Consider the following 15,205-nt stretch of genomic DNA (forward strand, 5'->3'; position numbering starts at 1 on the left):
GACTTTCAACTTTCTTCAACCCAATCCAGTCAAAGAAACCGACCTTTTTCCTGCTCCAAATTAACCAAGTGATAAAAGGAATGACAGAGACTATAAGCAGTTCCACAATACCGCTCATCAGTTTAGACATAAATAGGGTCATGAGTTTGTCCTCCTCTTCTAGTCAAAAGACAGTTTTTATCTTTTGAAAGCGTATACCTCTACATTTTCATTATACTACTTTTAGAGGAAGTGAAAGCTCATTCTCACCAATCTTGCCAGGTTTCTATGGCACGAATCACACGGTCCTGCTTATAGTCAATATGGTAAACACGCCAGCCACCAATCCAATCGTCAGCCACCAATCCAATCGTCAGCCAGCTGGTACTCAACACTTCCTTGAAGGTCGTCACCCTTGCCCAAGAGCTTCTCCACTTTTTCTCTCGTCATGCCCTCAAGCTGATACTGACGGTGAAAACTCCAAATGAGTTTGTGTCGCATGGGAGCTGGTGTTTGGGCCCATTTTTCAGGCGTAAAGACTCGGTCACGAGGGACAATGATTGCAAAATGAACCAGACAAATGATTTCAATGATTAAGCAAAAGACTTTTCGCCTTTTTCGTCTGGTTTCTGGGGTGAGGTAGGCCATAGGACTACCTGACTTTCTCTTGCTTCCAATGGTCATCCAAAATCACTGTGTGCTCTTTTGAAAAGCGAATAAGGATGTCTCTGGCAACTTGTTGGGATACACGCGCGACATTGGTCAAGTCTAGTCCTAGCTCAGGTGTGTCGTGTTCCAAGCGATACTTGTCATCCTCGTACTCAACAAAGATAAAGCTCGTTGACCTTTTATCGCCATAGGAGAGATAGAGACTATCGTAGGATACTGGGAGTTGCACCAAGGCATCCCAGATATCACTGTCACTTGGGTCTGTGATCGTCGCATAGTCTACCTGATCAGCTGTCGAAATACGCATGACAAGGCCTTCTGCTACTTTCTTTTTAGGTGCTAGCCACTTAAATAAATGCATCGTTTTCCTCCTTTAGATGATGATTCCTTTTTGCTTGAGATTGTCCAGACATTCCTGTAAATAGGCGGCATCATGCTCTGGGTAGATGATGGCTGGTAATTCCTCCGCTTCAAGCCTATCGTAGGCTGGCATCTGCTTGCCCCGATACTCCTTGTCTAGCCACTCAGGGCTGACACGATAACCTCGTTTCGTCATTTCTTGCATAATAAGCTCATGGTATTTAAACAGGCGGTACGGTGAATATTCAAAAACATAGTTAACCGTAGCGTGCTTGCGTTGCCATCCCTTGCCACGAAGGGCACAACATTCTCGGTGTTGTCCTAATAATTGCTGACGGGGTAGTTTTGCAATCAAGTCTTGATGCCACAGTCTCATTTTGAACCCCCATTAATTAAGGTTGACTCCTCCAGATAACGATTAGGATACTTGCTGAGGAGCTCTTTGACGGATTCCACCAAACTATGCTGAGGAATTTGACCTGCTGCATAGCTATCCAGTTGGGCCATAAACTTTTCCTTTTCGCTAGCAGTCGCCTTTTTCTTAAAATATCCCCAGATATGTTGGAAGGCATTGACGACCTGACCAGGATTTTCAGGAAGGGCAAGTGCTTGATCAATGTAGGCTTGAACCTGATCCAAACTCACCTCTTCATTCTTGAGATAGTTACGGATTTCCAAGTAAATCTTGTTCGAATGGCTGAGCACCAGGTATTTATTGGCTGCCCAAAGTCGCTCGCACTGGCGACGTGGATTAGTAGTTGTCATTAGGAACCTTCCTTCTTGCTTTTTATCAGTATAGCATAGTTTAAATGGGGATAATAGATTATGCTTTTAAGAATCCGAAAGAGTGATTTTCAAGCATTTTCAGAAAAGTTTTTTTGCTTGGTTTGTTTGTAAGCGTTTGCTATACTTAAGATATCAAAGAAAGGAGACAAGCCTATGACATTGTCCAAAAAACTCACACTTTCTCTTGCCTCTATGGCAGTTCTTGGTCTTTTAGCAGCCTGCTCAAACCAAAAAGCTCAAACACCTGAAAGCTCTGCTAGCACCCAACAAAGTTCAAGTAAGGTTTCATCTTCACAAAGTTCTGAAGCCTCTAAACAAACTGAAGGGCTAGATGGCACCTATAAAGGGACTGACGAAAATGATCGCATTACTCTTACCATCTCTGGAAATACTGGAACTTGGGAAGAGGACGAGGCAGATGGCGAGAAGGAAAGCAAGCCTGTAACAGTTAACTCTGACAATCAAAGTCTAACAATTGGTGACGACACCAAATACTATAAACTCGACGGTAACCAACTGACTATTGAAGATGATGACCATGATCCAAATGATACGGTTGTCTTGACGAAATAAAATGAAAAAACTTAGCCGAACCGCTCTCTGGAATTTAGCTAAGGTTTTTTATGTTATACTATAGGCAGAAAGAAAACGGATACAAAGAGGAGGTTGACGATGACTCAAAGAAGATTATGGGTGACGCTATTTGTTGTGTCGATTATTGTAACTCTTATTGGACTGGGATTTTCTGTCTATAACTATTATGTCTTTGATAAACCCTTTATGACTACCACTACAAAAGGTTTACTAGCAGCCTTTTTCCTGTGTGCGACAATGGTTGCCATTAGTCTATCCAAATCAAATAAGAAGTAAAGATCTGAAAGAGGTATAAGTTTGTAGACTTATACCTCTTTCAGATCTTTACTTAATCTTGTGTTTGTTCATTTTTTCTTCAAAGATGCCTGTCATGATTTTACGTAGCTCTTGGCCTTCTTTTTCAGCCTTTAGATGAGGAAGCCAAACGAATCACCTCCTAAAAATGACACTATGTCATTATCTCAACAAATAGGAAAGAAAAGCTCCCACCTAAATCGGGTGAGAGGTTGAAGCCTATTTCTATGATTTTCTCATAGCCACTAGCCAAGAGGCTAGCATGATTTCAAAAATAACCAGAAGGATAATCTGAGTGAGTGAACTCTGAACCAGCATAAGGACAGCCAGACTATCAATTAGCATATGGGCAAGGATACAAGGAACAGCTCCTTTCGAGTACTCTTTAAGAGCCCCCAAAAGAAAAGTATTCCCTAAAATCATCAGGTAAAAGATGAGATAGTTGGATGAGCCTGCTGTAATCCAAGGGAGTTGATAGATAGGGATATGCCAGAGGAACCAGACAATGGAAAGAACCATCATTTTAGATATAAAGTGCTTACTAAAGTAAAGATGATCTTGTAAAAACCAACGCCAACCGACTTCTTCCAGGCCTCCATATAAAAAGGTCCAGGGCAGATATAGGACGAAGGCTAAGAGGGAGTTCCCAGTAAAGCGAACATTCATGAGCAAGATTGAGATCCCATAATAGATGACGGGGATGATGAAAGCTAGGATCCAGGATAGGTGACTTTCTTTTTGAAGAAAAACCTTTTTGAAAAATTCACCCAAGGATTTGATTTCACTCAACACAAGAGAAAAGATAGCCGCCATAATCAGGGGAATTAAGTTCATCAGGATAAACAGTAGTGAGTCACCTGTGCTCTTTCCATCTGGGAAAAAGCAAAGGATAACTTGCCCTACTATAAATGTAGCAAGAAGGGCAGACAGTGCATACCAGATAGCGACTGATTGTTTTGAAATAAATTTGCTCATTTTTCCTCCGTAACGGTATGATAAATCAGATAGATCGCACCCTAATCTGCATCAACCCAAAGATGGCATTGTTCACAATCTTTATAAATCTTACTTAATCTTGTGTTTGTTCATTTTTTCTTCAAAGATAGCTGTCATGATTTTACGTAGCTCTTGGCCTTCTTTTTCAGGAAGGTCCCCTTGGCGTTTAGCTACTGCGTAGAGTTCAGGGTATTGCTTGGCTACACGCTCTACCGTCTTGGTCGTCGCATGCCCTCTGACAAAGAAAGGAATTCGTTTAATCCATTCTTGCCGTACGAGAGCGAGCAACTTCTTAGCCGCTTCCTTGTCGGAAATCTCAGCTGTACTCAACCCTTTTTCGATTTGTTCTTGTTCTTTTTCAGTAAAATCTTTTAATTCCATACCTTGCTCCTCTTTATCTTTATATAGAAGATTTTACACCCTTGTATGAGAATATACAACTGATTGGGATTGGGGGACAAGTTATAAAATACTATAAAAGATAGGCTCAATTTTTTCCAAAAATACCATACAAAAAAATCTGATGGATTTGCTCAACCTCTTTCTCTAAAATGTCACTATGGGCTAATTGATTTCCCATACCATTAAGAGCATCCATAACATTTAAAATAAGGTCTGTCGATAAGTCTTCAGCAATAGCCCCCTCTTCTTTTCCGAGCTTAATATAAGCACGATAGATGTCACGTTTTTTTGCAGTGATTGCTTTCGTTAGAAGAGTTGAGAAAACAGAATCTTCCACCATTTTATCTTGAAAATAGTCCGAAATTTGCTGACTCATTTTCTCCTGACATAGGGCAAAAGCATGGTCTAATTTTGTTTTAAAATCTAGATCGCTGTTTAAAATATCCTCAGCTTGTTGGGCTATTTCTTCAAACAAGTCATTAACACAGAGAGCTACCAAATTATCTTTGCCCCCGAAATAATTGTAGATAGAAACTGGTGATACTTCTGCTACCTCTGCAATAGATTTTATACTCGTTTCCTTAAAACCTTTGTCTTTAAACAAACGCAAAGCTGCTTGAACAATCGCTTGCTTCTTTTTCTCAGTCGTCTTTTGATATTGATTCATGTGGACACCTCTGTTATAAACAATTGTAGCATAAGTTTGAAATATATGAATATATATTTCATTTTCCCTTGCTATTCTTACTAGCTTTCTCTATAATAAAGTTTGAATTTTAGTTATTAATATTTCAAACTTTGTTTACAAAAAAGGAGGGAACATGCTCATTCAATATCTTATAAAGCAATCTAGAAAACCAAGTGGTCTTGTCGGGCGATTGATTACCAACATCTGGTCGTCCTATTTCAAGGAACCCAGCCTTTGGGCAATCAAACAAACCACTATCCCCAACAATAGTCGGATTTTAGAAATCGGCTATGGCGGTGGCAGCACTATTAAGAACCTTCTTGAGTTAGATAAAAATCTTGACATTCATGGTATTGATATTTCCGAAGAGTCTTATCATACTGCTAGACGAATTCATTCATATGCTATAGAAAACGGAAGTGTTAAGCTGAGGATTGGCAATGTAGCAAACCTTTCCTACCAAAATAATGATTTTGATTTGGTATTTGCCATCCAGACACATATTTTCTGGGAGGATTTAAAACAAAGTTTTCAGGAAATCTATAGAGTCATGTCCAATCCTTCCACTTTGATTATTGCTTCCGAGAAAGAAAAAATAAAATATCATATGACAGATTATGGAACAAGCCATGAATTGAAACAGTTGTTAACAAGCATTGGCTTTTCAAAGATTGAAGAAAAGCAAAATTACAAATGGGTTGTGTATGTTGTCACTAAGAGTGATTAGGAAATTAAGCATAACAAAAAGTAGTGAAGTGATTCCATCGTCGGAACTTTCTTCACTACTTTTCTTATCTCTTTCCTACTCGCCAATATCAACATTTCAGAGCTTCCACTGCTCAATCAACCAATCCGAAAAAGCATCATATCTTTCTTGGAGATGGTCATGATGACCGTAGGGGTCAAATGCTGCATAAGTAGACACGCACTGTTTTTTGATTAGTTCATGCACTTCTTTGGCATAACTAGGAGCTTTGGCCAGTCTATTCTTATGCTTAGCCCCCTCGGTCAAACCGTTACGTAAATAGACCGAGCAAGACTTATTAATAAGCTGGTGGGCTTTGCAGTAAGCTACAAAATTTGGATACCAGAAGGAGCCACAAATGGAAAAGATAAAAGGCATCTCATCACTGCTATAAAGACTGGAAATAGCAGCCAAACCACCCAGCGAGTAGCCTCCGTAAGCCATGCGAGTTTCATCCAGTCGAAACTCCTGTATGATACTTTTGAAAATATTGCCAAATAGATGGTCATGATAGCTGGCCAACTTGCCACCAAAATCAGGGCTCCCAGGTCTCAAAGCCTGAGCCTGCCAAGGCGTAAAATCATCCAAGCGATTCTGAGGTTCAAGTCCAACCAGGATAACAGAATCTGCGATTTTTCCCAGGTACTCAAGCTGCCCATCGTTCAGAAAAACAACTGGATAAGCCTTCTTGGAATCATAGGACTCAGGAAGGGCAATCGTCACCTGAATACCCTGGCAGACAAAGTCTTTATTTATTAACAAAGTCATTAACCTTTTCAAGAGAATCAATCACAGATGGACCGTAATCCATAAGCTCATCATAAGAAATAGTCATGATTTTCTTGTTTTTAATGGCTGGAACATTTTCAAGAACAGCGTTCTTTTCCATCTTGTCTGTTGCTTCCTTGTCCATAGCCTTATTACGGTCACTGGTTACATAAATAATCAATTCTGGTTCCATTGACACAAGATTTTCCAGAGTCAAATCTGATGTTCCTGTCGCAACATTGGTATAACCAAGCTGATTGAGCATACTTTCTTGGAGGGCAGATTTGTAAGTTCCAAAGGTCTCATCGTTGTAGGCACACATGATAAGAGCCTTCTTCAAGTCTTTGTCAGAAGACTTGTTTTTCTTTTTAACAGCGTCGATACGCTTTTGGAGTTGTCCCGCATACTTGTCTGCCTTGTCTTGAACGTTGAAAATGTCACCAATATTTTTAACATCTTCGATGATATTATTCAAATCTTGTTTAGTTGTTGAGACAGAAGCTTTTTGGGTATAAACAGGAATGTCGTTGCTGTTCCACGTGCTGATGGTTCCCATTGACTTGTCTGAGAACATCATGTTACGACCAATAAGAGCATCTGGTCCGTAAGCCAAGATGGCTTCTTGAGAGATAGTCTTCTTATCACCGATATGTGGGATTGAAGCAATGTCATCCTTATATTTATCAGTTACTTCATTGTCAGGGTTAAGCATACCGACAATTTTGTCTTTCAAACCAAGCTCAATCAAGATTTCAGTTGATGAAAGGTTATTGGTAATAACCTTTTCTGGTGCCTTTTTGAAGACTTGATCTAGCTCAGTTCCTTTATCGTCATAAGTTTTGACAGTCAAAGGATACTGGGTTTCTGACTTGGTCTTTTTCACCGTTTCTTTGGCTGCTGATGACGATGATGTGCTGTTTTTATATGTAGAACTGCATGCTGTCAATGTGAGGACTGCTGCAGCGATTAATGCGATACGAAATGTTTTCTTGTTCATAAGGCCTTCCTTTCCTAGGCTTATAAATACTGAATCATTGCCTGCTGATCATCCGTCCAGGTAATACGACTCTGAACATCATAAACCGCCTGCAAGGATTGTGGGGTTACGGCATCCCTTGGGACACCTTGGGCAACAATCTCACCCCCTTTCATTAAGTAGATATAATCTGAAAAACGACAGGCCAATTGAATATCGTGGAGAACTGCGAGAACATTAATGCCGAGTTCCTTGACCAAGGCCAACATCTCCAACTGATACTTTATGTCCAAATGATTGGTAGGCTCATCCAATAAAAGGAGTTTGGGTTCCTGAGCCAAGGCACGCGCCAGGATGACTCTTTGTTTTTCTCCACCTGATAGGGACGAATAATAGCGTGCCTTCTTTTCAGACATGCCAACCTTGTCTAGGGCATCCTGAACGAGCAAGTGGTCCCGCTCCGATTCTTTTTGCAGAAAGGAAAGATGGGGCGTTCGGCCAAGCATGACAATTTCTTCCACCGTACAATCAAACTGAAGGGTGTTAAACTGTGTCACAACGGCCATTTCTTTTGCAGTTTCCTTGAGGCTTACCTGATCTAGGGATTTTCCATCAAGAAAAATCTGACCGCTATCTGGTTTCAACTGGCGGTAAATGGTTTTAAGCAAGGTTGATTTACCACTCCCATTTGGTCCCAGTATGGTCTGGAATTGCCCACCTTCAACCTCTAGAGAGACACCGTTTAGGATTTTTTTCTCTCCAATCGAATAATGAATATCCTTACACTTTACATCCATAAGTCTAAACCACCTTTCTACGATTTCTAGTCACAATATAAATAAAGAAAGGTGCGCCAACTAAGGCTGTAAAGATACCGATAGGTAGCTCTGCATTTTTGACGAGGATTCTCGCCAAGACATCTGCCCAAACCACAAACAAGGAACCTAAGAGAGTTGCCACTGGAAAAAGCTTACGATAGTTAGTTCCGACTAAACTTCTAGCAATATGAGGGGTAATCAAGCCTACAAAGCCGATAATCCCACAGCTAGCAACCAAGACGGCCGTTATGACCGCAACAATGGCAATGTAAAGATACCAGTAGAGTCTAAGTGGAATCCCTAAAGTCAAAGCTGCCTCATCTCCCATCATCATGGCATTGAAGACACGATACTGAGTTGAGAAAAAGAGAAAGGCCAAACCAACCACTACTGCTGGAAGCATCAAATCTGACCAAGATGTTCCTGTCAATGAACCCATGGTCCAAAACTTAATGGTCATAACACTGTCTGCTGTCGCTCCAATAGAGATTATAAAATTGGCAAAGGCAATGAAGAGGGCGTTGACAACTGTTCCAGATAAAATCAAGCCAGATGTGGTCACTCTCCCCTGCATAGAGGCAATGATTAGGACAAGAACCGTCGCTAGGATAGCCCCCATAAAGGCACCCAAGCCTACCACAGCTTTAAGGCCTAAAATGATGGCCAAGGTTGCTCCAAACGTTGCTCCTGCCGAGATTCCCAGGATATAGGGTTCGGCAATCGGATTATTAACCGTTGACTGCATGACACTCCCAGACATGGAAAGACCTGCACCAACTATTAACCCTAGGAGAACCCTAGGAACTCGCATATTCCAGATAATAGCTTCAAGTGGCTTGGCTATACTATGACTGGCAACCGGAAGCCCCAATTTACTGAAGATGACACCATAGGTATCACCTATATCTATAGTGACCGCCCCTAAAGACACTGCTATAAAAACTGACGCTACTAGTAAAACTAGAAGCAAACAGAGCAGGCTTAGGTAGCGGGAAAAAACAAGGTGTTTTGTTTTTTTAAAAGGCATTAGCACCTCCTTTCCACCTGTAATGTCAGAAAATTTTGACAATACTCTTCTAGTATAACATGCCTCAAAAAGATGGGCAAGGTCATTTGAGTATTACATAGAAAAAAGAGTAGTCATTGAACTACTCTTGGGAATCATAACTAACTGAAGCAATGAAAATCAAGCCAGCTTAGGATTTCACTTTCTCCATACTGCTACCAGCAATTTTCATGGCAAGAAGAATTATCAACACCTTAATCACAAGGGATAACCAAAGGCTCTCCGCTGATGACAGTTGCGATAAAGCATTGATTAGTGCATGGGTCATGACACAAAGCCAAAGACTTCTGGTCTTTGTATAAATGGCGGATAAGATGAAACAATTGCTTAATAAGCCTAGCAAGAAAGGCAATAAATGAATCGTGATCAGAGAGCCATCAACGTAAAAATAGAGGATATGCCATAGTGACCAGGCTACAAAGGTACAAAGCGTGGACACTAGATAGGTCAACTTTTCTTGCAAAGTAGGCTGGAAAAAATAGCGCCAACCGATTTCTTCGATTCCACCAAAGACAAGGGCTTTGCAAAATAACATAATGGGGAGATACCAAGCCTTGAAAATCATACCTCCACTCAAGACTAGTGGTAAAAAATCCAATCCTAGAAAAATGAGGACTAAGAGATAGTTACTAAGAGGCTGTTTGACTTGGAAAAAATCTCTGACAAGTTGTTTAAAACTAGAGTGATGATAGCGGATGCTAACATAGCCTCCCCAAATGGCTGATGACAAGCCACCTAAGATAAGGGTAAAGAGGCCAATTGGAGTTCCATAATCAACCCTAACTCCTCCTGCTCTTAGCAACCAAACTAGGAGACTGACCAGTAAGATTTGTCCAAGGGTCCCCACTAGATAAAGCAACAAGGCTTGTTTTCTTTTCATATCTTGCTTCCTTTTTCTTGCCTATTTAAAACCTTCTTCTCACCTTAAGCTAGTCCATATCCACCCATTTGCCATTGTCCATGATAAAGGGTTTGGCTAGACCCGGTCCGGTATAATCCTTGTACTTGGTTGTGAGATACTTGTAGCAATCTTTCTTACTAGCAAATTTTATGGCTTGGTAGGGCTCTTCGAAGGTCAATTTTTCGACAAATAAGTATCCATCTGTCGTAGGTACCAGGACGCCAACGTGACCGACAAAAAGGGAATCTCCATCCAGATTATCGTGGACAACGACTGACAGCATGCGTGCCTTGTCATCAAAGGTGAATTGCTTGTAGTAATCCTCCATATGCTTGGCGTGAATCTTGACATCTTGGGTGGCTTCAGTCTTGACCCTTGAAAAGAGAATTTCAAAGTCTGCCTGATCCTTGGCATCAAAGAGCTTGCCCTTGTCAATAGCGTCCTTATCTTGGAAAAGGAGCTCACTATCACTCTTGACCTGTGGAATCTTAATTTTGCCTTTCAGTAGCGTATAGGTGTTGATACGACAGTTGGTACCGATAAAGTCACCATGCTTAGCTGTCCACAGGCTACTGATTTTTTCCACATCATAGTCTGTTTTGCTAAATGGTGCAAAATCCCCAGAAAGTCCAACAGAACCCACGGTATCATTGTAATCCCTAACCAGATTGATAAAGTTATCCACACTCCCCTTTTCCAAATGTTTCGAGAGAATGGAGCGCACTTCATTAAGACTGGCCTTGCTATTAAGGTTGGAGTAGCTTGGTTTTTCCTCCTTTTTGTGGATATGTGCAAAAACTGCTAGACCGACGAGTAATAGGCTAGCGATAGATAAAAGAATTAGCGTCTGTTTTTTCAGATGTTTCATAGGCGCCTCCTTGGCTTCATTATACCAGATTTTGCTGACTGCTCATTCTCAAGATGCTTTTTCTTGTGGATAAAGACTTTTACTTGAGACTTTCCTTAGGTGATAGCGGACGCCAGCGAACTCCTTCGAAGTTCCATGGCTAATTTTTGAGCCTAAAGTCTCAAAAATTCCGAACGCCTGAAATACCAATGCTTCAGGCGTTTTTATCACGGCGTAAAGTCTCAGTTTAGACTCACACCATTTGAAGACTATGGAATGTTATCTTTTTTTCTCTATTTTTTATTATTTCCAAAATAGTTGTTCAATTTTTATTATATTATCTACAACTTTTTCGGGACTTTCCGATAAATCATTATCAATCCAAAAAGAAATAATGGTTTCAAAAGATGCAGAGAAGGCTTTTATCACAATTTCATCTGAAATCTTCGTATTTTTCTTGATCTTTTCTCTAATAGTTTTGTTGTTATTTATTAAGTCGCAAATTAGTTGTTGAACTTTATCTTTAAATTGAACGTGAGGTGCTTTTGATATTGCTTTAAAATGTTTATAGTCATTTTTAATTAATAGTAGAGCCTTTAAAAGCATGTCCTCTTTATCTAAATTTCCTTGAGCTAAAATCTCCCAAAATCTTTGCATCGTCTCTGTTCCGATAGAGTATGCTAAATCATCCTTATCAAGAAAATGTTGGTAAAATGTTCCCCTACTAACATTTGCTCTCTGAGTTATATTTCCAATGGTTATTTTTGAGTACTCCATTTCAAGTAGGAGGTCTATCAAGGCAGCCTTGAGGTTAGTAACGCTATTAGTCTTTCTTTTATTTGTCATTTTTTCCTTAATTAAACATATTGTTTGATGTTGTCATGGTCAATATATGGGTATTATTATATTCTTTTTATGTGAATTGTAAAAGTAAAAAAAGACTGTTTTATGTTCACTAAGATAATTGATGCATCATTAATCATTTAACAAAATAATTAATGAAGGGAATAGAATTTAATGACAAAATCAAGAAAAATTCTAGGATTTATAGGGCTAGTTTTAGCAATGTTTATGGGAGCTTTAGATGCAACGATTGTTAATATCGCCCTACCAAATATTATGGAAGACTTACATACTGGATTGACTGACACAAGTTGGGTAGCAACAATCTATGTTTTAGCAATGTCTGTATTTATTATTACTGTTTCAAAACTCGCTGATATCTACGGTAGAAAATTGGTTATGCTAATTGGTGTGGTAATATTTGGTATTTTCTCATTCGCCTGCATGATGGCTGATTCATTATTACTCTTAATTTTTTTTAGGTTCTTCCAAGGAATTGGAGGTGCCATATTAACTCCAATTGTTCTCCCCATGGGAATTGAACTATTGGGGAAAGAGAATACCAGCCGTATTACTGCTATTATGGGTGCCTTCAGTGCCTTAGCTGCAGCGGGAGGACCAGTAATTGGTGGTTTAATTGTCCATTGGACAACATATCATTGGATTTTTGGTATTAATGTTCCAATCGCCATTATTGCATTTTTGATGATCCTAGTGGGAACAAAAGAATCATACGATTTAACGATTTCAAAGAATATTGACTGGTTAGGTATGATTTTTCTTACTTGTACTTTAGGTGGACTTATATTTGGTTTATTAGAAGGTCACGAGTATGGTTGGGGTTCACAAACCATCATAGCTAGTTTTATTATTAGTGTTGTTGGCCTATTTTTCCTTTTTTTAACCGAAAGAAGAGTAAAATCACCTATCATTGACTTAAAATTATTCAAGGAAAGTACATTTACATCTTCAAGTCTTATTTATATGATTTTTGGATTTGCGATTATCGTACCTTCATTGATCTTAAACTATTTCTTGCAAAATGTTCGCAACTATTCTGCTTTGCATTCAGCATATCTTATTATTCCTACTTCTTTAGCTATCGTAATAGGTATGCTGTTAGCAACTAAGATGTACCAAAAAATTAGTGCAAGATTGCTCATTAGTATCGGTTTAGTTATTACAGCAGCTGGATTATTTATGCTTAGTCTTATTCAGTATAATACCTCACAAAGCATCATTGTTTGTTGTAATGTAATTATTGGTTTAGGACTAGGATTTATGGCAATGTCCTTAACATCATCAGTAAAATATTTACCAATTAATAAGGCTGGAATTGGGTCAGGTATCGTTAACGCTTCTAGATATGTTGGACAGGCCATTGGTATGGCTCTCCTCGTTACCATTTTAAATAGTAATGTCAATATTGCTAAAACACAAATTAAGGAAACAGCGTATAAGCAAATTGAAAAACGGGTTTTATCAACAGACGTAAAAAAAGTTGCTAAGAAGGAAATTGCAAAAACCTTCGATACGACTAAGAATAGTAATAGTATTTCAACCAAACAAAGTAATATGGTCGATACAATCAAAACAGCTGCTCAAAAAACAGATAATCTTCCAGAACCTAAAAAGGGGAGCAATTATAGAAAGATTTATGAGGCGAATCAGTTATTGATCAATGGAGTTGAAACTGTTAGTTCAAGTGTCTCTCAGTTATCAAGCAGTTTAAAAACTATATCTGGAGGCCAAGCTAAAGTTGGTACAGCGATTAAATTATTAGCTCAAAAAGATGAATTATCATCTGCCCTAAAAGTCATTGTCTATGAAAAAAATGATCAGTTAAGCAGGGCATTTGATAATGTATTTATTGTAGGAGCAATCATTGTATTGATATGTACTCCGTCAGCTCTGATGACAGAAAAGCGAAAAGTTGAATAACTAAATTATTTTATAATAGGAAAAGCCAGTCTGAACTTTAGGCTGGCTCAAAATGAAGACAAGGTCCTCAGAAGTTATACTTCTGGGAATTTTTCTTGCTTTTTATGAACTTGTTCCTAAAGACCATTTTCTAAGAAAAGTCGAGGAAACGATTGATTTCTCTTTTATTTATGATCTTGTCGAAGATAGTTATTCCTCGGATAATGGTCGCCCTAGTCTAGACCCTGTTTTATTAGTTAAAATTCCGTTGATTCAATGTTTTTATGGCATTCGTTCTATGCGCCAAACCATTAAAGATATTGAGGTGAATACGGCTTACCGTTGGTTTCTTGGCTTATCTCTGGACGATAAGGTACCACATTTTACAACTTACGGTAAGAACTATAGCCGACGCTTTGAAAACAAGGAAGTGTTAGCACACATTTTTAGTCATGTGCTTCATCATGTTTTGGAAGCGGGGCTCATTGATCCCTCAGAAATCTTCATTGATGGGACCCATATCAAGGCAGCTGCTAATAATCATAAGTACAAAACTGTTGTTATTGATCAAAAAGCTAAATTCATGAGTGAACAACTGGAGATTGAGATTAATTTAGATAGGAGAAAACACGCAAAAAAGTTCTTAAAGCCCGCCAAAAAAGGCGAGGCTAAACCTAAGAAACAATCAACGACAGACCCAGACAGTGGTTGGTTTCATAAGGGGGAACATAAGGAAGTCTTCGCTTACAATGCTCAAGTAGCTTGTGATAAACACGGTTGGGCCTTAGCTTATACGGTTGAATCAGGAAATACCCATGATAGTCAGGCTTTCTCTGCTCTTTTTGTCAAACTAGAACCCTTCTCACCTAAATTTGTTATTGCGGATTCAGGCTACAAAACACCTAGTATTGCCAAGTTTCTTCTAGAAAAAGGGATTACGCCAGTTTTCCCTTACACTAGACCAAGAGGTAAGAAAGATTTTTTACGTCCAAAAGACTTTGTCTATGACGAACATTTTGACTGTTATCTTTGTCCTGAGAACCAGGTGTTAACTTATCGTACAACTACACGTGAAGGTTATCGAGAGTATAAAAGTAATCCTAAAATTTGTAAGACCTGTCCCTTGTTAGCGATTTGTACAGAAAGTCGCCAGAACCAAAAAGTTGTTGTGCGTCATATTTGGAAAGATGCCCTAGAAGTCTGTGAAGATATTCGCCATCAAAGTGGTATGAAAGAACGGTATCAACACCGTAAAGAAACGATAGAACGGTTATTCGGAACAGCTAAAGAATATCATAACTTACGTTATACCAGAGAAAAAGGAAAGTCCAAAATGGAAGATAAGGTTGGGCTTACTTTAGCGTGTCTAAATATCAAAAAATTGGTAAAAATGATGACAGGAAAGACCTATAATTTTACCCCAATATCTCAATATTATTGGATTATAGGAGAATTAGGTAAGAATATAAAAAAGACAAACATCAAAAACGATGTTTGTCTTTAGAATAATTATTAATTAAGCTTAAATTCTCTACAATTACAAGAAAGGTACT

Annotated in this window: 19 protein-coding genes; 5 read left to right on the forward strand and 14 right to left on the reverse strand. The window is 39.0% G+C overall.

The window, feature by feature from the left end; genetic code table 11:
• Positions 1-333: 333 nt before the first annotated feature.
• From NST80_RS06925 to NST80_RS06940, 4 genes are read right to left on the reverse strand one after another with little or no spacing between them, the layout of a single operon-like run.
• A complete protein-coding gene (locus NST80_RS06925; RefSeq protein WP_230309960.1) occupies positions 334-627 on the reverse strand; it encodes a hypothetical protein in 294 nt (97 codons plus the stop codon).
• Positions 628-631: 4 nt separating this feature from the next.
• Positions 632-1,009, reverse strand: coding sequence for a hypothetical protein (locus NST80_RS06930; RefSeq protein ID WP_045768923.1), 378 nt, complete (start codon positions 1,007-1,009; stop codon positions 632-634).
• A gap of 12 nt (positions 1,010-1,021) precedes the next feature.
• Positions 1,022-1,384 carry a TIGR02328 family protein gene (locus NST80_RS06935; protein WP_045768924.1) on the reverse strand — a complete coding sequence of 121 codons (363 nt, stop codon included), beginning with the start codon at positions 1,382-1,384 and terminating at the stop codon, positions 1,022-1,024.
• Positions 1,381-1,773: a YbgA family protein gene (locus tag NST80_RS06940; RefSeq protein WP_073686988.1), complete on the reverse strand. Its 393-nt coding sequence runs from the start codon at positions 1,771-1,773 to the stop codon at positions 1,381-1,383. The genes NST80_RS06935 and NST80_RS06940 overlap by 4 nt, the downstream gene beginning before the upstream one ends.
• A gap of 174 nt (positions 1,774-1,947) precedes the next feature.
• On the opposite strand from NST80_RS06940, the gene NST80_RS06945 reads away from it, so the two are divergent.
• On the forward strand, positions 1,948-2,367 hold the full coding sequence (locus tag NST80_RS06945; protein ID WP_045771841.1) for an SP_0198 family lipoprotein: 420 nt from the start codon (positions 1,948-1,950) through the stop codon (positions 2,365-2,367).
• 99 nt (positions 2,368-2,466) lie between these two features.
• Positions 2,467-2,664: a hypothetical protein gene (locus NST80_RS06950; protein ID WP_045768927.1), complete on the forward strand. Its 198-nt coding sequence runs from the start codon at positions 2,467-2,469 to the stop codon at positions 2,662-2,664.
• A gap of 243 nt (positions 2,665-2,907) precedes the next feature.
• Here the strand turns inward: NST80_RS06950 and NST80_RS06955 are convergent, their stop codons facing one another.
• The 3 genes from NST80_RS06955 to NST80_RS06965 all read right to left on the reverse strand — a co-directional run bounded on the left by NST80_RS06955 (position 2,908) and on the right by NST80_RS06965 (position 4,747).
• The gene (locus NST80_RS06955) at positions 2,908-3,657 is read right to left on the reverse strand and encodes a CPBP family intramembrane glutamic endopeptidase (RefSeq protein WP_118171912.1); all 750 of its coding nucleotides are present in this window, start codon (positions 3,655-3,657) and stop codon (positions 2,908-2,910) included.
• Between the two features lie 90 nt (positions 3,658-3,747).
• Positions 3,748-4,059 carry a hypothetical protein gene (locus tag NST80_RS06960; protein ID WP_118171911.1) on the reverse strand — a complete coding sequence of 104 codons (312 nt, stop codon included), beginning with the start codon at positions 4,057-4,059 and terminating at the stop codon, positions 3,748-3,750.
• A 106-nt stretch (positions 4,060-4,165) separates the two neighbouring features.
• Positions 4,166-4,747, reverse strand: coding sequence for a TetR/AcrR family transcriptional regulator (locus NST80_RS06965; RefSeq protein WP_118171910.1), 582 nt, complete (start codon positions 4,745-4,747; stop codon positions 4,166-4,168).
• 154 nt (positions 4,748-4,901) lie between these two features.
• Here NST80_RS06965 and NST80_RS06970 point away from each other — a divergent pair, with 154 nt between their 5' ends.
• Positions 4,902-5,495: a class I SAM-dependent methyltransferase gene (locus NST80_RS06970; protein ID WP_118171909.1), complete on the forward strand. Its 594-nt coding sequence runs from the start codon at positions 4,902-4,904 to the stop codon at positions 5,493-5,495.
• A 96-nt stretch (positions 5,496-5,591) separates the two neighbouring features.
• On the opposite strand, the gene NST80_RS06975 is transcribed toward NST80_RS06970, so the two are convergent.
• The 7 genes from NST80_RS06975 to NST80_RS07005 form a co-directional block, all read right to left on the reverse strand.
• Positions 5,592-6,281 carry an alpha/beta hydrolase-fold protein gene (locus tag NST80_RS06975; RefSeq protein ID WP_181971204.1) on the reverse strand — a complete coding sequence of 230 codons (690 nt, stop codon included), beginning with the start codon at positions 6,279-6,281 and terminating at the stop codon, positions 5,592-5,594.
• Positions 6,262-7,278 carry an ABC transporter substrate-binding protein gene (locus NST80_RS06980; RefSeq protein WP_004182848.1) on the reverse strand — a complete coding sequence of 339 codons (1,017 nt, stop codon included), beginning with the start codon at positions 7,276-7,278 and terminating at the stop codon, positions 6,262-6,264. The genes NST80_RS06975 and NST80_RS06980 overlap by 20 nt, the downstream gene beginning before the upstream one ends.
• Before the next feature lie 20 nt (positions 7,279-7,298).
• Positions 7,299-8,054 carry an ABC transporter ATP-binding protein gene (locus NST80_RS06985; protein WP_118171907.1) on the reverse strand — a complete coding sequence of 252 codons (756 nt, stop codon included), beginning with the start codon at positions 8,052-8,054 and terminating at the stop codon, positions 7,299-7,301.
• 4 nt (positions 8,055-8,058) lie between these two features.
• Entirely contained in the window at positions 8,059-9,102 is a 1,044-nt protein-coding gene (locus NST80_RS06990) for an iron ABC transporter permease (RefSeq protein ID WP_070577991.1), read from the reverse strand.
• Between the two features lie 169 nt (positions 9,103-9,271).
• On the reverse strand, positions 9,272-10,021 hold the full coding sequence (locus tag NST80_RS06995; RefSeq protein WP_183138231.1) for a CPBP family intramembrane glutamic endopeptidase: 750 nt from the start codon (positions 10,019-10,021) through the stop codon (positions 9,272-9,274).
• 49 nt (positions 10,022-10,070) lie between these two features.
• Positions 10,071-10,910 carry a DUF4300 family protein gene (locus NST80_RS07000; protein WP_014633355.1) on the reverse strand — a complete coding sequence of 280 codons (840 nt, stop codon included), beginning with the start codon at positions 10,908-10,910 and terminating at the stop codon, positions 10,071-10,073.
• Positions 10,911-11,192: 282 nt separating this feature from the next.
• Positions 11,193-11,735 (reverse strand): TetR/AcrR family transcriptional regulator, encoded by a 543-nt coding sequence (locus NST80_RS07005; RefSeq protein WP_014633356.1) that lies wholly within the window; start codon positions 11,733-11,735, stop codon positions 11,193-11,195.
• Between the two features lie 171 nt (positions 11,736-11,906).
• Here NST80_RS07005 and NST80_RS07010 point away from each other — a divergent pair, with 171 nt between their 5' ends.
• Positions 11,907-13,673: a DHA2 family efflux MFS transporter permease subunit gene (locus NST80_RS07010; RefSeq protein ID WP_183138232.1), complete on the forward strand. Its 1,767-nt coding sequence runs from the start codon at positions 11,907-11,909 to the stop codon at positions 13,671-13,673.
• Between the two features lie 52 nt (positions 13,674-13,725).
• A complete protein-coding gene (locus NST80_RS07015; RefSeq protein WP_342504578.1) occupies positions 13,726-15,156 on the forward strand; it encodes an IS1182 family transposase in 1,431 nt (476 codons plus the stop codon).
• The last annotated feature ends 49 nt before the right edge of the window (positions 15,157-15,205 follow it).

It is taken from the genome of Streptococcus sp. FSL K6-1323 (genome assembly GCF_038630745.1).
Taxonomy (GTDB): domain Bacteria; phylum Bacillota; class Bacilli; order Lactobacillales; family Streptococcaceae; genus Streptococcus; species Streptococcus salivarius_D.

What these genes read in the sequence shown, in the direction of transcription:
- NST80_RS06925 (WP_230309960.1), bottom strand. Translation starts at nt 627, where the DNA reads ATGGCCTACCTCACCCCAGAAACCAGACGAAAAAGGCGAAAAGTCTTT.
- NST80_RS06930 (WP_045768923.1), bottom strand. Translation starts at nt 1,009, where the DNA reads ATGCATTTATTTAAGTGGCTAGCACCTAAAAAGAAAGTAGCAGAAGGC.
- NST80_RS06935 (WP_045768924.1), bottom strand. Translation starts at nt 1,384, where the DNA reads ATGAGACTGTGGCATCAAGACTTGATTGCAAAACTACCCCGTCAGCAA.
- NST80_RS06940 (WP_073686988.1), bottom strand. Translation starts at nt 1,773, where the DNA reads ATGACAACTACTAATCCACGTCGCCAGTGCGAGCGACTTTGGGCAGCC.
- NST80_RS06945 (WP_045771841.1), top strand. Translation starts at nt 1,948, where the DNA reads ATGACATTGTCCAAAAAACTCACACTTTCTCTTGCCTCTATGGCAGTT.
- NST80_RS06950 (WP_045768927.1), top strand. Translation starts at nt 2,467, where the DNA reads ATGACTCAAAGAAGATTATGGGTGACGCTATTTGTTGTGTCGATTATT.
- NST80_RS06955 (WP_118171912.1), bottom strand. Translation starts at nt 3,657, where the DNA reads ATGAGCAAATTTATTTCAAAACAATCAGTCGCTATCTGGTATGCACTG.
- NST80_RS06960 (WP_118171911.1), bottom strand. Translation starts at nt 4,059, where the DNA reads ATGGAATTAAAAGATTTTACTGAAAAAGAACAAGAACAAATCGAAAAA.
- NST80_RS06965 (WP_118171910.1), bottom strand. Translation starts at nt 4,747, where the DNA reads ATGAATCAATATCAAAAGACGACTGAGAAAAAGAAGCAAGCGATTGTT.
- NST80_RS06970 (WP_118171909.1), top strand. Translation starts at nt 4,902, where the DNA reads ATGCTCATTCAATATCTTATAAAGCAATCTAGAAAACCAAGTGGTCTT.
- NST80_RS06975 (WP_181971204.1), bottom strand. Translation starts at nt 6,281, where the DNA reads ATGACTTTGTTAATAAATAAAGACTTTGTCTGCCAGGGTATTCAGGTG.
- NST80_RS06980 (WP_004182848.1), bottom strand. Translation starts at nt 7,278, where the DNA reads ATGAACAAGAAAACATTTCGTATCGCATTAATCGCTGCAGCAGTCCTC.
- NST80_RS06985 (WP_118171907.1), bottom strand. Translation starts at nt 8,054, where the DNA reads ATGGATGTAAAGTGTAAGGATATTCATTATTCGATTGGAGAGAAAAAA.
- NST80_RS06990 (WP_070577991.1), bottom strand. Translation starts at nt 9,102, where the DNA reads ATGCCTTTTAAAAAAACAAAACACCTTGTTTTTTCCCGCTACCTAAGC.
- NST80_RS06995 (WP_183138231.1), bottom strand. Translation starts at nt 10,021, where the DNA reads ATGAAAAGAAAACAAGCCTTGTTGCTTTATCTAGTGGGGACCCTTGGA.
- NST80_RS07000 (WP_014633355.1), bottom strand. Translation starts at nt 10,910, where the DNA reads ATGAAACATCTGAAAAAACAGACGCTAATTCTTTTATCTATCGCTAGC.
- NST80_RS07005 (WP_014633356.1), bottom strand. Translation starts at nt 11,735, where the DNA reads ATGACAAATAAAAGAAAGACTAATAGCGTTACTAACCTCAAGGCTGCC.
- NST80_RS07010 (WP_183138232.1), top strand. Translation starts at nt 11,907, where the DNA reads ATGACAAAATCAAGAAAAATTCTAGGATTTATAGGGCTAGTTTTAGCA.
- NST80_RS07015 (WP_342504578.1), top strand. Translation starts at nt 13,726, where the DNA reads ATGAAGACAAGGTCCTCAGAAGTTATACTTCTGGGAATTTTTCTTGCT.